Origin of the sequence: Pseudonocardia sp. (assembly GCF_050250275.1) — a bacterium.
Classification (GTDB): domain Bacteria; phylum Actinomycetota; class Actinomycetes; order Mycobacteriales; family Pseudonocardiaceae; genus Pseudonocardia.
Map to the genome: position 1 here is coordinate 264,774 of NZ_JBFWOY010000001.1, position 16,167 is coordinate 280,940.

The following is a 16,167-nucleotide window of genomic DNA, read 5'->3' on the forward strand; positions in this document are numbered from 1 at the left end:
CGCTCCGCAGGCCGAACGTGTCACGAGGGCGCTTGCGTCGCGCTCGCGACACGCTCGACGGGACACCGGCCGGCGAGCGGGTCGCCAGCGCTCCCGTTCGACTCCCCTGACACGTTCGGTTGTCGGGCGCCGTTCGGCCGGGCGGGCCGGGCGGGGCGTGCGGCGGCCACACACCGTTCGCACCCGAACACAGATCTTCCCGACCGGCCCACACCCGCGCAGCGGGACGCCACGATCCGCGCGTGACCGAGATCGACAGGTACCGGTACGAGGGGTACTCCCTCGCCGAGAAGTCCAGGTGGCTCGACGACGGGCCCGGCAGCTCCGCGATCGCGACCCTCCACCAGGGGATGACGAACATCGGCGGGAAGTTCGCCGACTCCGACCAGGAGCTGCGTCGACAGCTCGAGCCGCTGGGCATCGCGTGGCAGGGCCGGGCCGGGGCGGGGGCCGGGACCGCGGTGTCCGTCGCGGCCGACCGGGCGGAGGCGCACTCCGACGCCGGCCGGTCGGCGGGGGCGTCGGTCGACGGGTACGGCGCGTCCTACGAAGGCATGCGCCACCACGTGGCCGCGGCCGAGGCACAGGCGCGCGCCGCGCAGCCCAGCTGGTTCGGGTCGTCCCTCAAGGCGGGGGCCTTCGCGCTGCTCGGCCCTGCCGGTGCGCCGTTGGGGGTCATGTCGGCCGAGTCCGACCACCGCGAGGCGGTCGAGCAGACCCGGACACTCGACGCCCGGGCCAACGTCGCCCTCCGGGCGCACGAGGTGCTCACGAGGACTGCCGTTGCCCGGTTCCCGGTCGCGGCGACGGCCCCGGCGGAGGCACCCTCGCCCGGCGGCGGCGGGCTCGGGGGCGGCGGCCTCGGGGGCGGGCTCGGGACCGGTGTGCCCGGGGGCGGCGGCGCCGGGACCGGCGGGTTCGGGGGCGGTGGGCCCGGGGCCGACGGGTTGGGGGGCGGCGGGTTCGGGGGCGGCGGCGCCGGAACACCCGGCGGCGTCGGGGCGCCCCCGACGCGCACTGTCGGCGACACGCAACTGCGGCCCCCCGCAACGATCCCCCCGCCGCCCGACGCATCGGTCCGTGCCGCCGACCCGGGGGTGCCTCCTCCGGGCAGGGTCCCCGGGCCGCGCACCGACGGCGTCGCGACGCCACCCACGCCCCCTGGTCCGCCGCGGCCGCGGCGCCTCGAACCCGGTCGCGACACGATCCGGCCCCTGCCCGGCCTCGCCACCCGGGCGCTGCCCCGGGGCGGTACGTCGACGGGGCGCGGGTTCGCCGACAAGCTGCTGCGCGCCGGCGGCGGGCAGCACGTCGCGGAGCCGACGTCGCGCACCCCGGCGGGCGCCCGCGACGCCGGCCGTGCGACGACCGGGGCGGGCCGGCCGGGTGGGAACGGGCTCCCCGGCGGCATGTACCCGCCGGCGGCGGGCGCGGCGGCCGGCCGGGGCGGCAACGGCCGGCACGCGCCCCGCTACCTGGTGCCCAGCTCGGCACCGTTCGAGGTCGACACCCCGCACGTCGCACCGGTGATCGGCGGGGAGGAGCAGTGACGGCGGTCGGCTGGGACGCGGCGACCGTGCTGTCGTTGACGGAGTTCGAGGTGGCCTGGGAGGCCGCCGGCCTCGACGAGACGCCGTGGGAGCTCGACCCGCCGCGGCTCGGCCGGACGTGGGAGGAGCGTCGCGGGATCGTCGACGCGGCGTTGGCGTCGCTCGCCGCGCGCGGGCTCGTGGACGACCGCAGGCCGGTGCCCCGGCTGGCGGCGGCGCTGGCGGTGCTGGACCGTCGGGAGCTGTCGGTGGACGTGCGCGTCCACGGGGCGACGGTCGTCAGCGCGGTCGCGGCGCGGTACCGGGGCCGCGCGGTGCTGGCGGTGCGCCACGACGGTGAGATCGCCCTGGCCGAGGTGGCGCCGACGCGGCTGGCGCGGGCGGTCCTGGAGGTGGTCGGGCCGGTCACGGCCGCCCGTGGGCGGACCGTGAACGTGCGCCCGGGAGACGTCGAGGCGGCGGTCGGCGCGGCGGGCGGGGACCCGGGTTCGCTGGTCGACGAGCTGGTCCGGCGCGGCGTGGACCCCATGGACGCGGCGACCTACGTGGCGATGCACCGCGACGTCGACCGGCACGGCGTGGTCGGGGTGTGTGCGGGCAGGCGGCGGGCGCCGTGGCTGATCGGGCTGCACCGGACGTCGTCGGGTCACGTGGTCCGGGTGCGCCGGCCGGCGGGGGACGGGCGCGACGTGCTCACCGTGGCGCCGGTGGATGCCGCGGGGCTGGTCCGCCGGATCGACGAGCTGATCGCGGCGGCCTGAGGGGTCAGAGCGTCGGCGCCGGTCGCGGTTCGACGCGGCCCGCCGACGGCGGCGGCAGCGGATCGGCGATCGGCGCGAGCACGCGGTGGGACTCCGGGTCGTCGACGACGCCGTCCTCGGCGTCGCGGTAGACGAGCTCGCCGTCGGGGCCGAGGTCGGCGAGGTAGCCGGCGAGGGCGAGCTGGTCCTCGTCGAGGTCGGTGAGGGCCTCGTAGCGGCAGGGCGCGACCCGGTACTCGGGCCATTCGAGGTTGCCGTAGGCGTCGTGCAGGTCGGCGAGCAGGCCGGTGAACACCTGCTGCCAGCGCAGCGGCATCGACTGGGCGAGTGAGCGGGGCACCACGAGGTAGTCCTCGCTCGCGCCGCGCGCCGGCCTGTCGAGGTAGTCGCGCAGCGGCGTCGTCGACGCCGGGCTGTGGGGTTCGTCGCGTGCCATCGAGCCTGCTTCCGGTGGTCGTGCGCGCCGGCGGTGACCTGCCGCCCCGGCACCAACTGTGGGGATCGTGCCCGTCGCGTCGCGAGCGGGCCACCTCCGGATGGTTCCACGGGACCCGGCCGGCCGTGGACCGTGGTGGGGTCAGTAGGCCGACTCCAGGATCCGCACGACGTCGCGGCGCCGGACGGGTCGGGGATTGGCGATCGGGAGGCGGTCGGCGACGAGTTCGACGGCCCGGTCGAGCTGTTCGCGGGTCAGCCCGAGCCCGGCGAGGCCGTCGGGCGCACCGACGTCCCGGTAGAGCTCGGACAGCGCGGGCACGGCCGCGGGCGCGGCCAGCGCTCCCGCGATCGCGGCCTCCGCCTGCGGCGCGGCGTCGGCGTTGAACGCGAGGACGTGCGGCAGCAGCACGGCGTGGGTCTCGGCGTGGGGCAGGTCGAACGCCCCGCCGAGGACGTGGCAGATCTTGTGGTGCAACGCCGAGCCCGCGACGGCGAATGCCGATCCGGCGAGGTAGGAGCCGTGGAGGAGCTGCTCGCGGCCGGAGTCGCCGGGTTCGCGCAGGCCTGCGGCGAGCAGCCGGATGCCTTCGGTCGCGATCAGCGACGTCACGGGGTTGGCGCCGGGCGCCCAGTAGGCCTCGACGCAGTGCGCCATCGCGTTGAGCGCCGACGCGACGGTGAGCGTGCGGGGCAGGGTGGTGGTGAGGTCGGCGTCGTAGACGACGCTGCGTGGCAGGACCCTCGGGTCGCGGCCGGTCTCCTTGCGCCCGGCCGTCGTCATCCCCCAGACCGGGGTGACCTCGGAGCCCGCGTACGTGGTCGGCACGCAGATCAGCGGGAGGCCGGTGGTCAGGGCGACGATCTTGCCGGTGCCGGTGGCGGAGCCGCCGCCGATGGTCACGAGCCCGTCGGCCGCGGAGTCGGCGGCGACCCGGCGGGCGGTGTCGGCGACGTCGGCGGGGACGTGTGGCCGGACCCCGGTGAATCGGGCGGCGACGAGCCCGGCGACGTCGCGGGTGACGTCGCGGGCGAGCGCGGTCCCGGTGCCGCCGGTGATCACCATGAGGCGGCGCAGTCCCAGGGCCGACACCTCCTCGGCGAGCCGTCCGGCGGCTCTGCCCGGGGCGAAGCACACCCGTCCCGGCAAGCCTTCGTAGGTGAACTCCACCGGCATGGCCGCGCCCTCGCTTTCCGCCGTCCCGGGCCCGGCGCTGCAGGGAGCGCGGGAGGACGTCGGCGACGCTACGACCGTGCCGAGCGTGCGGTCCAACGGTTGTCCCGGATGCGAGACATCGGCGGCAGCGATGTGACGGCGCGACCGGGGGGCGGTCAGCCGGCCGGCCCGGTGTCGAGCGCCGCGGCCGTCGCCGCGACCCGTGACCGCAGCCAGCGGTGGCCGGCGTCGTCGGTGTTGCGCGGGTTCCAGTACATCGCCTCGTTGATGTCGGGCACGGGGATGGGTGGGTCGACGAGCCGCAGCCCGGTGGTCGGCAGCAGCTGCGCGGAGCGTTCGAGGACGAGGCTCACCAGCGACGTGCCGCGGATGAGGAGCGGCACCATCAGGAAGCTCTCGATGGTGAGCTCGACGCGACGGTGCACGCCCTGCTCGGCGAGGTGCCGGTCGGCCAGGTTCAGCTGCAGGTCCTGGCCGATGGAGTACACGAGATGGGGCAGCGTCAGGTAGCGCTGGGTGTCGAGTTCGGTCCCGTCGTGCATCGCGGCGTCGAGCATGCACAGCCAGCGGTCGCTGAACAGGGCAGCGCTGGGCAGCGGTGAGGGACCCATCGTCTCCCGCGGTTCGATCACCAGGTCGACGCGCTCCTGGCGCAGCAGCGACGGGACGTCGGCCGCGCGCGGGCGGACGTTGATGGTGACGTGGGGCGCCTCCGCCGACAGGGTCCTGATCAGCGGCGCGACGACGACGGCGGTGGCGTAGTCCGAGGCGCTGATCGAGAACGACCGGGTTGCCGTCGCCGGGGCGAACTCGTTCTTCTCGACCAGCACACGGTCGACGAGCCGCAGGATCTCCGCGACCGGCTCGACGAGGGCCTCGGCGCGGCCCGTGAGGGTCAGGGTGCGGCCGGTGCGGACCATCAGCGGGTCGCCGAAGAGCCGCCGTAGCCGCGCCAGTGACCCGCTCATGGCGGACTGGCTCAGGTTCAGACGCCGGGCCGCCTCGGTGACGCTGCGGGTCGCGAGCAGCGCGTCGAGGTCGACGAGCAGGTTGAGATCGACGGTCCGGAGGTCGAGCACGGCTCCGACGATATCGGCGCGGTCAATATCTCGTATCCGCGACATCTGTTGGACCGGACGATTGATCGCTCCTACCGTTCCTCCCACGCACCGCGACGATCTGCCGATTGCGGGAGGAAGAAATGAAGCACGACGCAGTGCCGAATATCGACGGGTCCGCATTCCGGAATGTCGTCGGGCACTTCACGAGCGGCGTCACGATCGTGACCGCCGAACACGACGGCGTGCGCTTCGGCGCAACCGTGAGCGCCGTGTCGTCACTGTCGGCGGACCCGCCGATGATGCTCGTCTGCCTGCACCAGCGGCTCGGCGCCCACGCCGCGATCATGGGTGCGGGCAGGTTCACCGTCAACATCCTCGGCGAGGGCCAGGATGCGCTGGCCCTCACGTTCGCCACCCGCGGCGCCGACAAGTTCGCCGGCGTCGAGGTGGCCCACACGCCGTACGGCCCCCGGCTGGAGACGGCACTGGCGCACCTCGCGTGCCGGGTCGTCGATCACGTCGAGGGTGGCACGCACCGCATCTTCATCGCCGAGGTCGATTCCGCCTCCGCGATCGCCGACGCCGGGCCGCTGTCCTATTTCCGCGGCCGCTTCGGCCGGTTCGTGCCGCACGACGAAGCGTCCTGACCATCCATTCCTACATCCACAGCCGGAGGCATTCCATGAGGACGGGAAAGCAGTATCTGGAGTCGTTGCGCGACGGCCGGCAGGTCTATGTCGGCGGTGAGCTCATCGACGACGTGACGACCCACCCGAAGACGAAGGGGTACGCGGCGGCCATCGCCGAGTACTACGACCTGCACCACGCGCCGGAGCACCAGGACGTACTCACGTTCGTCGACGACGACGGCGAGCGTCGCAGCATGCACTGGTTCCTGCCGCGGTCCAAGGAGGACGCCGTGCGCAGGCGCGCCTTCCACGAGTTCTGGTTCCGCCACTTCAAGGGTGGCATCTTCACCCGGCCCCCGGCGGGCATGCACGTCGTGATGTACGCGCAGGTCGACGACCCGCAGCCGTGGGAGGACAACGCGATCCTCGCCGACGGGCGGCACGTCCCGTTCGCGCAGAACATCCGCGACCAGTGGGCCCGCGTCACCCGTGACGACATCGCGCTGTCCCCGATGTTCGTCGACGTCCAGTTCGACCGCGGCCGCGAGGACGCGCTGGCCGAGACGCCCATGCTCAGCGTCGTCGAGCAGAACGACGAGGGGATCGTCGTCCGCGGGTGGAAGGCGATCGGCACCTCGATCGCGTTCGTCAACGAACTGTTGATCGGCAACCTGTGGCGACCCGGGCAGACCGCCGAGCAGACCGTGTACGCCCTCGTGCCGGTGAACATCCCCGGCCTGTCTCTGGTCTGCCGTGACTCCAACGCGACCCCCGACGCCGACCCGTACGACCACCCGCTGTCGACGATCGGTGACGAGCTCGATGGCATGGCCTACTTCGACGACGTGCTCATCCCGTGGGACCGGGTGCAGCACGTCGGGAACCCCGACCACGCCAAGTGGTACCCGCAGCGCCAGTTCGACTGGGTGCACATCGAGACCCAGATCCGGCACGCGATCCACGCCGAGCTGATCGTCGGTCTCGGGCTGCTGCTGACCAACGCCCTGGGCACCAACACCAACCCGGTCGTCCAGTCGCAGCTGGCCGACATCGTCCGGTTCCGCGAGACGTGCAAGGCGTTCGCGATCGCCGCCGAGGAGACCGGGTTCCTCACCGCGGGCGGGTTGTACAAGCCCAACAACATCTACGTCGACCTCGGCCGCGCGCACTACCTCGAGAACATCCACGACATCGTCAACATGCTCATCGACTTCTGCGGGCGCGGCGTCGTGATGGCCCCGACGAAGGCCGACTTCGACCATCCCTACATCGGCCCGAAGCTGGAGGAGGCGCTGCGCGGTTCGGGGATCAGCGCCCGCGACCGGGTGAGCATCTTCCGCCAGATCAGCGAGCGGTACCTCACGCAGTGGGGCGCGCGGCACGAGATGTTCGAGAAGTTCAACGGCACGCCGCTGTACCTGGTGAAGCTGCTGACGATGCAGCGCACCGAGTACCAGATCGACGGGCCGCTGACCGACCTCGCCCGGCAGGTCCTCGGGTTCGGCGACACCGAGGCGCTCGCCGCCCGCGCCGCGGAGGCCGAGCAGCGCTCGCACTACGCGTCGGTGCGCTACCAGCCCGAGTACGCCCGCGAGCAGGACGTCCGCGAGGGCTACTACAAGGAATCGACGACGGTCTGACCCGTCCCGCCGGGCCGGCGCCGAGCCGGCCCGGCGGGCCCCACAACCGGGAGGTACCGGTGGACTTCACCCAGATCGAGTCCGCGCAGGTCGTCGCGAAGAGCTTCGAGGCGGCCCACGACCCGCGGCTGCGCGAGCTGCTGCAGGGCCTCGTGCAGCACCTGCACGCCTACGTTCGGGAGCTGCGGCCGTCGACGGCCGAGTGGGAGCGCGCGATCGCGTTCCTCACCGCCACCGGGCAGGCCTGCACCGACACCCGGCAGGAGTTCATCCTGCTCTCCGACGTCCTGGGCGTCTCGATGCTCGTCGAGACGATCAACGGGGCCGACGCCCATCCCGGCACGACGGCGTCGACGGTCCTGGGCCCGTTCCACATGACCGGCAGCCCGCGCCGCGAGCTCGGTGACAGCATCGACGACGCCGGCGCGGGGCCGCTGTGTGTCGTCGAGGGCCGGGTCGTGGACACCGACGGCCGGCCGGTGCCCGGTGCGACGCTGGACGTGTGGCAGGCCGACCAGCACGGCTTCTACGACGTCCAGCAGCCCGACCTGCAGCCTGCGGGCAACGGGCGCGGCCTGTTCACCGCCGATGCCGAGGGCCGCTTCCGGTTTCGGACCGCCACCCCGTCGCACTACCCGATCCCCACCGACGGGCCGGTCGGTGAGCTGCTGCTGGCGACCGGCCGGCACCCGTACCGGCCCGCGCACATCCACTTCCTCGTCGACGCCCCCGGCCACGAGCGGCTCACCACCCACGTGTTCGTCGCCGACAGCGCCTACATCGACGCCGATGCCGTGTTCGCCGTCAAGCAGAGCCTGGTACGCGAGTTCGTGACGGTCGACGACCCGGAGGTCGCCGCCGCGCACGGGGTCGCGGCGCCGTTCACGCTGGCCCGGTTCGACATCGTGCTGGCCCGGTCGTGACGGCCACGATCTCGGCGCCCGGCAGGCTCCACCGCGGCGTCGACGGGGTCCTGCCCCCGGGTCCGTCGGTGGTCGCCATCGGCCAGTTCGACGGCGTGCACCTGGGCCACCGGCGGCTCGTCGCCGAGGCGGTCCGGCGGGCCGAACGGCTCGGGGTGCCGGCGGGTGCGGTCACCTTCGACCGGCACCCGGCCGCGGTGCTGGCACCCGGTCGCGAGCCGCCCACCCTGACCGGTCTCGACGAGAAGTCGGCGCTGCTCGCGTCGTGCGGCGTCGACTTCGTGCTCGCCCTGCCGGTGTCGGCCGAGTTCCTGCGGACCAGCGCCGCCGACTTCGTGAGCGGCGTGCTCGCGGACACGCTCGGCTGCCGGGCGGTCGTCGTCGGCACCAACTTCCGGTTCGGGCACCGCGCGGCGGGTGACCCGGCGCTGCTGCGCGACCTCGGCCGTGGCCACGGCATCGACGTCTGCGTGAGCGACCTGCTCGACGTCGCCGGACAGCCGGTGTCGTCGACGAGGGTCCGGGCCGAGATCGCGGCGGGCCGGGTCCGGTCGGCGGCCCGGCTGCTCGGCCGGCCGCACCGGGTCGAGGCCGTCGTCACCGGTTCCGGCCATGGGACGGTCCGGCCCGCCACCGCGACGCTGTGGCCCGGCCGCGGTCGGTACCGGGTGTCGGTCGGGCCAGCCGCCCGCGCCGCCGTCCTCGACACCACCGACCCGGCCGCGGTCACGGTGGAGCTGTCCGACGGTCGGGCACCGGCTCCCGGGACGCGGGTGCGGCTCGACCTGCTCACCGAGCTCGGATGACCCGACGTCAGGCGTCGTTGCGGGTGGTGCCGGGGCGGGTGGCGAACGGGACGAGCTCGCGGTAGTTCCACGGGACGGGCTGCACCCGCACGGATGCTCCCGTGTAGGGGGCTTCGACCATCTTGTCGTCGCCCATGTAGAGCACGACGTGGTGGATCGTGGACGGGTCGCTGGGGTCCGTCGCGTAGAACAGCAGGTCACCGGGCTGCGCCTCGCGCACGGGGACGTGCCCGCCGGCCCGGTACTGGTCGCGGGACACCCGCGGCAGCTCGATGCCTGCAGCCTGGAAGGCACGCAGCATGAGTCCGGAGCAGTCGTAGGTGTTGGGCCCGGTGGCGCCCCACACGTAGGGCTTGCCGACCTCCTTGAGCGCGAACCCGATCGCCGTCCCTGCCGCACCGGGGGGCAGCGCCGCGGTCCGGGTGGTGCATCGGGCGGGCAGCACGGAGACGTCGGCGAGCTGCCCGACGAGGGCCGCGGCGAGCCCCTCCCACTTGGCGTAGGCGTTCGGGAACGCGGAGCGCTGCACCGTCTGGGCGGCGACGGTGACGGGCAGGGTCTCCCAGCCGGGCACCTTCAGCAGCCGGTCGATGAAGATGCGGGTGCTGTAGACGGGGTCGGTGACCTGGGCGGGTGTGCCCCAGCCCTGCGAGGGTCGTTGTTGGAAGAGACCGAGGGAGTCGCGGTCGCCGTAGTTGATGTTGCGCAGGGTGGACTCCTGCATGGCGGTCGCGAGGGCGACCAGCCAGGCCCGGGGCGGGGCGCCCATGTCGCGGGCGACGGCGATGATCGTCTGGGCGTTGCCGCGCTGCTCGTCGGACAGGTCGGCGAAGGTGGAACCGGAGCGGCCGGCTCCGTCGGAGATGCCGACACCGGTGTCGCACACCCCGGCCGACGACGTCGGGCCGCCGCCTCCGCCACCGATGGTGAAGGCGATGAAGCCGACTCCCATGAACAGGGCGAGGGCCGCCGCGATCGCTACGACGGGGACCAGCAGCCGGAACGGCCGCAGCGGGGTGACCACGACGGGCTCAGCCCTCGTCGGAGTCGGCGACCCGCCAGCCGGACCCGTCGTCGACGACGAGCAGGACCAGCGTGATGGTGTCGGTCGGGACCTTCACCTGCACGGACGCGGGCGAGACGCGGGTGGCCTCGGGCGGGCCCGTGACCGTCCTCGCGGGCACGTTGCCCGGGTCGACGGAGCCGAGGACGCCCAGGTACTCGTCGGTGGTCCAGGGGCGCAGCCGGGCGAGCCACTGCTCGGTGGTGGTGCCGTCGGGGTGGTCGACCCACGCCGACGCCCACGACGCCGCCGCGGCGAGCGCCGCCTGCGGGGCCGACGTGAGCGGCAGCGTCGTCGGGCTGAGGGGCACGACGGGGGGCAGGACCGTCGGGGATCCGCCCCCGGCCGACCTCCCGTCCGACGTGGACAGACCGGCCGGGTTCTGGCTCGGCGCCGACGGGGCGGGGCTGCGACCGCTGGTCGCGGCCCAGCTGATGCCCGTCGCGAGCGCCAGCAGGACGACGACCGTCCCCAGCAGGCGCAACGGCGAGTGCAACGGCCACTGCCACAGCGCCCGGTAGGCGGCGGCGCGGCCGCGGGGAGATCGGATCGGCACGGTCAGCGGTCCTCGGTGCGGCTGTAGGACGTGCGCGTGGCGGTGCGCGTCGTGGTCCGGGCAGGCCGGTAGATGCGGTACACCGACACGCCGTCGACGACCTCGGGGTCGAGCGCGGGCGTCCGCGGCCGCGGCGGGGTGGCGTCGGGCCGCCGGTAGATGACGCGTTCGTCGACCTCACCGGGGTCGGCGCGGCCCGGCACACCGCCGGTGTGGGCAGGGGTGCCGCCCGCGCCGGCGGGCAGAGCGCGCCGCCCGGACGTGCCGAGCGCCGCCGCGGCGCCCGGGGTGACCTCGCTGCGGCGCCGGGGCTGCCGTGCCGCCGACGCCCCGCCGACGACCGTCGCGGTGGCCATGACGGTCTCGGGGCGGCCGCCGTCGGGGTCACCACCGGCGCCATGGGCCTGCCGGTCGGTCCACCAGCGGGCCTGCCGGTCGTCGGCCGGGGCCCCGCGCAGCCGTCGCCACGCCCCCGACATGGGACCGGCGCCGGCCCCGGGCACGATCCCGCCGAACTGTTCGCGGGTGATCGACACCATCGACACGAGCCGCCGGAACGGCCGCGCCACGGCCCACATCACGACGGTGACGACGCCGGTGACCAGCAGCGCGAGCCACAGGTCGATGCCAGAGTCGGGCCGGAACAGCGACACGACGAGCAGCGCGTGCAGCCCGGCCAGCGCACCGACGATCAGCGTGTTGACGATCGCCGCGCCCGCCACTCGCAGCAGCGCGGGCAGCAGGTCGGGTTTGAGGACTGCGAGCACCGCGATCGCGGGCGCACACATCACCATCAGCCGCAGCAGCAGCATCGCGACCAGCACCAGCACCTTGGACAGCAGCTGGAACAGGGCGATGCACAACGCCTGCACGACGGCCAGCAGCCCGGTGCCGATCCGGCTGCCCGACTTGCCCTGGAAGTAGGTGTAGCGGTCGCCGAGCTGGCCGGCGATCGTCGTGAACTGGTTCTTCTTCTCCTGCGCGAGCGCCCCGGTGTCCTTGCCGTCGAGGACCTCGTCGATGGTGAACGTCTGCGCGCGCAGCAGGTCGCGGCCGAACTGCTGGGCCTGCGGCACGTCCGGCGAGCCGAACTCGCCGCGCTCCCAGTTGCGGTAGATGACCTGGTCCACGAGCACCGTCGGCAGGGTGTCGCGGTTGCCCAGCCCGATCTGGCCGAGGAAGCCCTCCTGCATCTGTGTGACGCCGTCGAGCAGGAGGCCGTCGGCGGCCTTCGACCAGTCGACAGGCGCCAGGTAGGCCGCGGAGCCGATGAGCAGGGCCAGCGCCGCGAAGCCGGCGCGTTGGGCCTGTTTCGCGAGGTCGCCGCGCATCGCGAGGACGATCAGGATGACGGCGAGGATCAGCAGTGCGACGCCGACGAACGTCGTGAACACCGCGTCGTACATCGCCTTCGTCGCGGTCGTGATGATGTCGTCGAGCGGGGTGAGCAGCGCACCGCCCGTCGCGATCAGGTAGTGCGCCCAGTTCACCCCGGCGACGGTCAGCTTCGCGATGTTGAACGTCTGGTTGCCGAGCCACGTGTCGGTGGTCGTCGACGGGTTGAGGACGGCCTGGCCCGCGCAGCCGAGGTCGTAGTTGTGCCACACCATGCCGGCGTAGCCGACCTCGCGGTACACGCTGCCCGGCTCACCGGCGTCGGGGCGCAGGGCGTCGAGCGAGCCGACGAGGCCGGTGCCGGGGCGGTCGGGCTCCGGCGCCTCCTTGCAGTCCAGCGACTGCGCCATCGCGGGGGTCCCGATCAGCGACGTCCCCGCCATGATCGCGACGACGACCAGCAGCGCGGACGTCCGGACGGTCCGTGGCGGGCGCGCCCCGTCGACCTGCGGGTCGGGCAGGAACGTCGAGGCGTCGCCGACGTCGAGGACGGCGGTGCGCCGGTCCCGGACCCGCCGGCGGTGCGCGGCGACGATCGCGGCGAGCACGACGAAGGCCACCACCCACGGCCCGGTCCCCGCGAGTCCGTCCGGCGGGGTCACCGCCCCGCCTCGCGCGAGGCGCCGACCTCTGACCCTCCGCCGTGGACCGGCTCGTCGGGCACGTAACCCTCGTCGAGGTCGAGGTCGTCGAGCAGGTCGAGGTCCTCGTCGGCGAGCAGGTCGGCGTCGGCCGAGACGATCATGCCGCGCTCGGTGACGACGTCGTCGACGCCCGTCGGGCCGAGGACGACCCGCTGCCCGTTGCGCAGCGCGCCGAGCTCCTCGGGGTCGATGTCGTCGCCGTCGAGGTCGAGGCGGCCCGGGGGCAGCCGCGGCGCGGGTCTGCGGTCGGCGGGCTCGTCCGGGGCCCGGACCTCCAGCGGCCGGACCTCGACGGGAACGCCCGACACGGAGATGCGGTTCGCGTCGGGGTTGGTGTCGAGCGCCTCGCGGACGTGCTCCAGGTGCGGCGCCTCCAGGTCGATGCGGATCTTCTCGACGCCACCGTGCCCGTCGGCGAACACGAACTGGCGCGGCGTGTCGTCGGGGCGGTCGTCGTGACGCGGTCGCGGCGACAGCGTCCCCAGCATCTCCTCGTAGCCGACACCGGTGGGCACCCGCAGCAGCCGCAGCGCGTCGCCCTGGGCCTCCTCGTCGTCGGTACGGCCGACGAACACGGCGTTGACCAGCGACGCGAAGCCCGACACGCGCAGCAGGTCGCCCGCGAGCTGCGACGCGAACAGGGCACGGACGTTGAACTTGCGGGAGTCGCGGGCCAGCCGGTCGATCAGCACCTTGCCGGTGGGCACCTGCGACAGGAAGTGCGTCTCGTCGAGGGCGACACCCTTGCGCATGTTGCGGTCGGCGTCGTAGATCGTGCGCTGCGTCAGCCACGACGCGAGGTTGAGCAGCTCGACGGCCAGCGACTCGGAGTCCGTCCACTCCTCGCGGGGGCTGCCCGGCCGCGGCAGCGTCATCCCCTGCATGGTGAGGACGGTGAGCCGGAAGTCCTGGTCGGCGGCCCAGGGGTCCTCGCGGGAGGTGTCGGGGAACAGCAGCGCGGCCTGCGGCAGCTCGCGGCGCTCCTCCAGGAAGTCGGCGACGACGCCCGCGTGGTCCTCGCCCTCGCGGGCGTGGCGGCGCAGCGCGTCGATCACCTGCCCGGGGTGCCGGTCGGGGGCGCCGCCGACCTCGCGGACCGCGCGCAGCAGCACGATCCTGGTGTGCGGCATGCGCGCCACGTCGAAGGGCAGCAGGCCGGTGAGGACGTCGAGCACGAGCCGGCGCCGGGTGGCCGCGGCCAGCGACTTCTCGCGACGCCACGCCCGCTCGGGATCCTCGTCGTCGGCGAAGTGCTCGAACCGCGGCTCGGCCACCACCCGGTACGGGTTGAGGATGCCGGGATCGGCGCGCAGCAGGTTGATGTGCCGGGAGAACGGTGCCAGCTCCGGCAGCCGCGTCAGCTCCGCGAGCGGGCCCGACGGGTCGAGCACCGTCCAGCGGGCACCCGCCCGCAACGTCTTGTAGACGACCAGGCCCGTGAGGAACGACTTGCCCGAACCCAGGCCGCCGACGATCGCCGTCAGGCCCGAGGCCCGCCGCACCTCCTGCGCCAGCCACGGGTCCCACGCCACCGGGCGCCGTGTCGCCGTGCACGTCTCGCCGATCATGATGCCGCGCCGGTCACCCACGCTGGCCGTCGCCGCCGGGACCGCCGCGGCCGCCCATGTCACCGACCCGCGACGCCGGTAGGCCGTCGACGCCAACGGCTCGCCGGGGACGAACTCCCGCGCGTAGCGGTACTGCGCCTCGGGGTGCTCGATCTGCACCTTCGGCCGGTAGATCTCCAGGACCTGTTGCGCGCGTTGGACGGCCTCGGCCTCGTCGCGGCCCGCGACCGCGACGCGCCACCACCCGTACAGCCGGGTGTTCAGCTGCGTGAGGCCACTGGTGACCTCGTCCTCCACCTCCAGGACCCGGTCGGCCTGCCGCGCCAGCGACATCGGCGGCTCGAGGTCGTGGTCGTGGGTGTAGTGCCGGATCTGGCTGCGCACCTTGCCCATCTGGCGCTGCAGCTCACCCGTCACGTCCTCGGGACGGCGGATGTACATGCGCGCCGACCACTCGACGGGAAACGGTAACCGGTCGGAGTGCTGCATCCACGGGTCGTCGACCTCCGGGATGCGCAGCCCCTCCATCAGCCCCAGCGACAGCACGGCGACGTTGCGCCGCACCGTCTGCGACCGCAGCCGGCCGATCACCTCGACCGTCGGCGCGTAGGGCTCCTGCGAGATCGAGACACCGTCGGTGAACGCGGCCAGGTCCTCCGTCTCCCACCGACCCGTGCCCTCCGGCACCGCCGCCAGCGTGCGCGGGGCGGGCAGGCCGAGCGCGACCGAGCGGTGCATCAGCCACGCGATGTCCTCGGCCGTGGCCGGCACCGCGTCGAGACCCGCCCCGGAGACGAGGACGTCGAGATGGTTGACCTCCGACTCCAGCGCCGCCAGCTCCGCGCGGGCCGCCGCGGGCAGGAACCGGTCGAGGACGGGGGCGGCGATGTCGGCCCAGCGGTCGAGCATGCCGCGACCGGACACCTCGATGCCGAGGAAGACTTCCTTGTCGCTCATCGACAGGCCCATCAGGTGGCGCTGCTCGCCCTCCAGGAACCCGTCCCAGCCCAGCGCGCCGGCGACGTCGGGCATGCGCCCCAACGCGTTGTGGTCGAACGACTCCGCCCACATGTGGACGGGGTAGGGCCGCGTCGTGACCCGCAGGTGCAGCCACCGCCCCTGCAGCTCACCGAGCTGCGCGGCGATCTGGCGGATCAGGATCTCGCGCTGGACGTCGCTGCGGAAGCTCCACGCCTGCGCCGCCAACCGGTACCAGGCCATGACCTGGGTTCCCGTGCGCGTCAGGTGCCCGTCGATCGACCGCAACGCGATGTCGGGGGTGAACCCGTCGGTCTTGAGCTCGCCCGCGAGCGAGCGGCCGCGCCGGCGTTTCGGCGTGGACGTGGCGCGGGAGTCGCGCTCGCGCGGGTCGTCGGCACGCTTACGCCGGGCCACCACGGCTCCCGTTGACGTGGTCCGCGACGGTGCGGACCGGCTGCAGCCGGGGAGTCGGCGCCTGGGGAGTCGGCGCCTGGGAGGTCTGCGTCCGGGGGGTCCGCGTCCGGGGGGTCCGCGCGGGGAGGACCTGCGTGCGGGCCCTGCGCTTCGGCGCACCGCGGGACGCCGTGGCCGGCGACGCCCCGGACCGCGTCGAGCGCGGCACCGAACTGCGCACCCGGACCCGGCCCGTCCGCACCGGCCCGCCCCGCGCCGCCGTCGCCGCCCGGGGCCCCGTGACCTCGTGCCGGAACAGCGCCACGATCTGGCCCAGCGGCCGGTCGTAGTTGACCCGCTTGCCCAGGAACCGGGTGATCACGATCGTCAACAGCAGTGACCAGGCGACGGAGAAGAAGTCCAGCGAGATGCCCAGCCGGCGCTGGGCGAACATGATCACCACCATGACCGCGAGGCCGAGCCCGTAGCTCACATAGCGCGCACGCCACGGGAACGTGGCCCGCGGCGGACCGAGCCACACGGCGTCGACGCGGTACACCTCGTCGTCAGTGCGGACCAGCACCC

Annotated in this window: 14 protein-coding genes; 6 read left to right on the plus strand and 8 right to left on the minus strand. The window is 73.9% G+C overall.

Features of this window, described 5'->3' with window-relative positions:
* Positions 1–242: 242 nt before the first annotated feature.
* Together AB7F12_RS01315 and AB7F12_RS01320 are read left to right on the plus strand one after the other, a co-directional pair.
* Positions 243–1,550, plus strand: a complete 1,308-nt coding sequence (locus AB7F12_RS01315) for a hypothetical protein (protein WP_428498990.1) — start codon at positions 243–245, stop codon at positions 1,548–1,550.
* Positions 1,547–2,311: an ESX secretion-associated protein EspG gene (locus AB7F12_RS01320; protein WP_428516733.1), complete on the plus strand. Its 765-nt coding sequence runs from the start codon at positions 1,547–1,549 to the stop codon at positions 2,309–2,311. Before AB7F12_RS01315 ends, AB7F12_RS01320 begins: the two co-directional genes overlap by 4 nt.
* Before the next feature lie 4 nt (positions 2,312–2,315).
* Here AB7F12_RS01320 and AB7F12_RS01325 read toward each other — a convergent pair whose 3' ends face one another.
* The 3 genes from AB7F12_RS01325 to AB7F12_RS01335 all read right to left on the minus strand — a co-directional run bounded on the left by AB7F12_RS01325 (position 2,316) and on the right by AB7F12_RS01335 (position 5,002).
* Positions 2,316–2,747, minus strand: coding sequence for a hypothetical protein (locus AB7F12_RS01325; protein WP_428497087.1), 432 nt, complete (start codon positions 2,745–2,747; stop codon positions 2,316–2,318).
* 141 nt (positions 2,748–2,888) lie between these two features.
* Positions 2,889–3,923, minus strand: a complete 1,035-nt coding sequence (locus tag AB7F12_RS01330; RefSeq protein WP_428497088.1) for a maleylacetate reductase — start codon at positions 3,921–3,923, stop codon at positions 2,889–2,891.
* Between the two features lie 155 nt (positions 3,924–4,078).
* The gene (locus AB7F12_RS01335; protein WP_428497089.1) at positions 4,079–5,002 is read right to left on the minus strand and encodes a LysR family transcriptional regulator; all 924 of its coding nucleotides are present in this window, start codon (positions 5,000–5,002) and stop codon (positions 4,079–4,081) included.
* Between the two features lie 122 nt (positions 5,003–5,124).
* Here AB7F12_RS01335 and AB7F12_RS01340 point away from each other — a divergent pair, with 122 nt between their 5' ends.
* The 4 genes from AB7F12_RS01340 to AB7F12_RS01355 are packed head-to-tail and all read left to right on the plus strand — an operon-like array spanning position 5,125 to position 8,982.
* Complete coding sequence (locus tag AB7F12_RS01340; protein WP_428497090.1) at positions 5,125–5,631, plus strand: flavin reductase family protein; 507 nt, start codon at positions 5,125–5,127, stop codon at positions 5,629–5,631.
* 35 nt (positions 5,632–5,666) lie between these two features.
* The gene (locus AB7F12_RS01345) at positions 5,667–7,253 is read left to right on the plus strand and encodes a 4-hydroxyphenylacetate 3-hydroxylase family protein (RefSeq protein ID WP_428516735.1); all 1,587 of its coding nucleotides are present in this window, start codon (positions 5,667–5,669) and stop codon (positions 7,251–7,253) included.
* A gap of 59 nt (positions 7,254–7,312) precedes the next feature.
* Positions 7,313–8,176: a dioxygenase gene (locus tag AB7F12_RS01350; RefSeq protein ID WP_428517837.1), complete on the plus strand. Its 864-nt coding sequence runs from the start codon at positions 7,313–7,315 to the stop codon at positions 8,174–8,176.
* Positions 8,173–8,982 (plus strand): cytidyltransferase, encoded by an 810-nt coding sequence (locus AB7F12_RS01355; RefSeq protein ID WP_428497093.1) that lies wholly within the window; start codon positions 8,173–8,175, stop codon positions 8,980–8,982. The genes AB7F12_RS01350 and AB7F12_RS01355 overlap by 4 nt, the downstream gene beginning before the upstream one ends.
* A 7-nt stretch (positions 8,983–8,989) precedes the next feature.
* Here the strand turns inward: AB7F12_RS01355 and AB7F12_RS01360 are convergent, their stop codons facing one another.
* The 5 genes from AB7F12_RS01360 to AB7F12_RS01380 are packed head-to-tail and all read right to left on the minus strand — an operon-like array spanning position 8,990 to position 16,165.
* Positions 8,990–10,006 carry a C40 family peptidase gene (locus tag AB7F12_RS01360; protein ID WP_428497094.1) on the minus strand — a complete coding sequence of 339 codons (1,017 nt, stop codon included), beginning with the start codon at positions 10,004–10,006 and terminating at the stop codon, positions 8,990–8,992.
* Between the two features lie 7 nt (positions 10,007–10,013).
* Positions 10,014–10,601 (minus strand): hypothetical protein, encoded by a 588-nt coding sequence (locus AB7F12_RS01365; protein ID WP_428497095.1) that lies wholly within the window; start codon positions 10,599–10,601, stop codon positions 10,014–10,016.
* Between the two features lie 2 nt (positions 10,602–10,603).
* Positions 10,604–12,598, minus strand: a complete 1,995-nt coding sequence (locus AB7F12_RS01370; RefSeq protein WP_428497096.1) for a hypothetical protein — start codon at positions 12,596–12,598, stop codon at positions 10,604–10,606.
* The gene (locus AB7F12_RS01375; protein WP_428497097.1) at positions 12,595–15,603 is read right to left on the minus strand and encodes an ATP-binding protein; all 3,009 of its coding nucleotides are present in this window, start codon (positions 15,601–15,603) and stop codon (positions 12,595–12,597) included. The genes AB7F12_RS01370 and AB7F12_RS01375 overlap by 4 nt, the downstream gene beginning before the upstream one ends.
* Positions 15,590–16,165 carry a hypothetical protein gene (locus AB7F12_RS01380; protein WP_428497098.1) on the minus strand — a complete coding sequence of 192 codons (576 nt, stop codon included), beginning with the start codon at positions 16,163–16,165 and terminating at the stop codon, positions 15,590–15,592. The genes AB7F12_RS01375 and AB7F12_RS01380 overlap by 14 nt, the downstream gene beginning before the upstream one ends.
* Between the last annotated feature and the right edge of the window lie 2 nt (positions 16,166–16,167).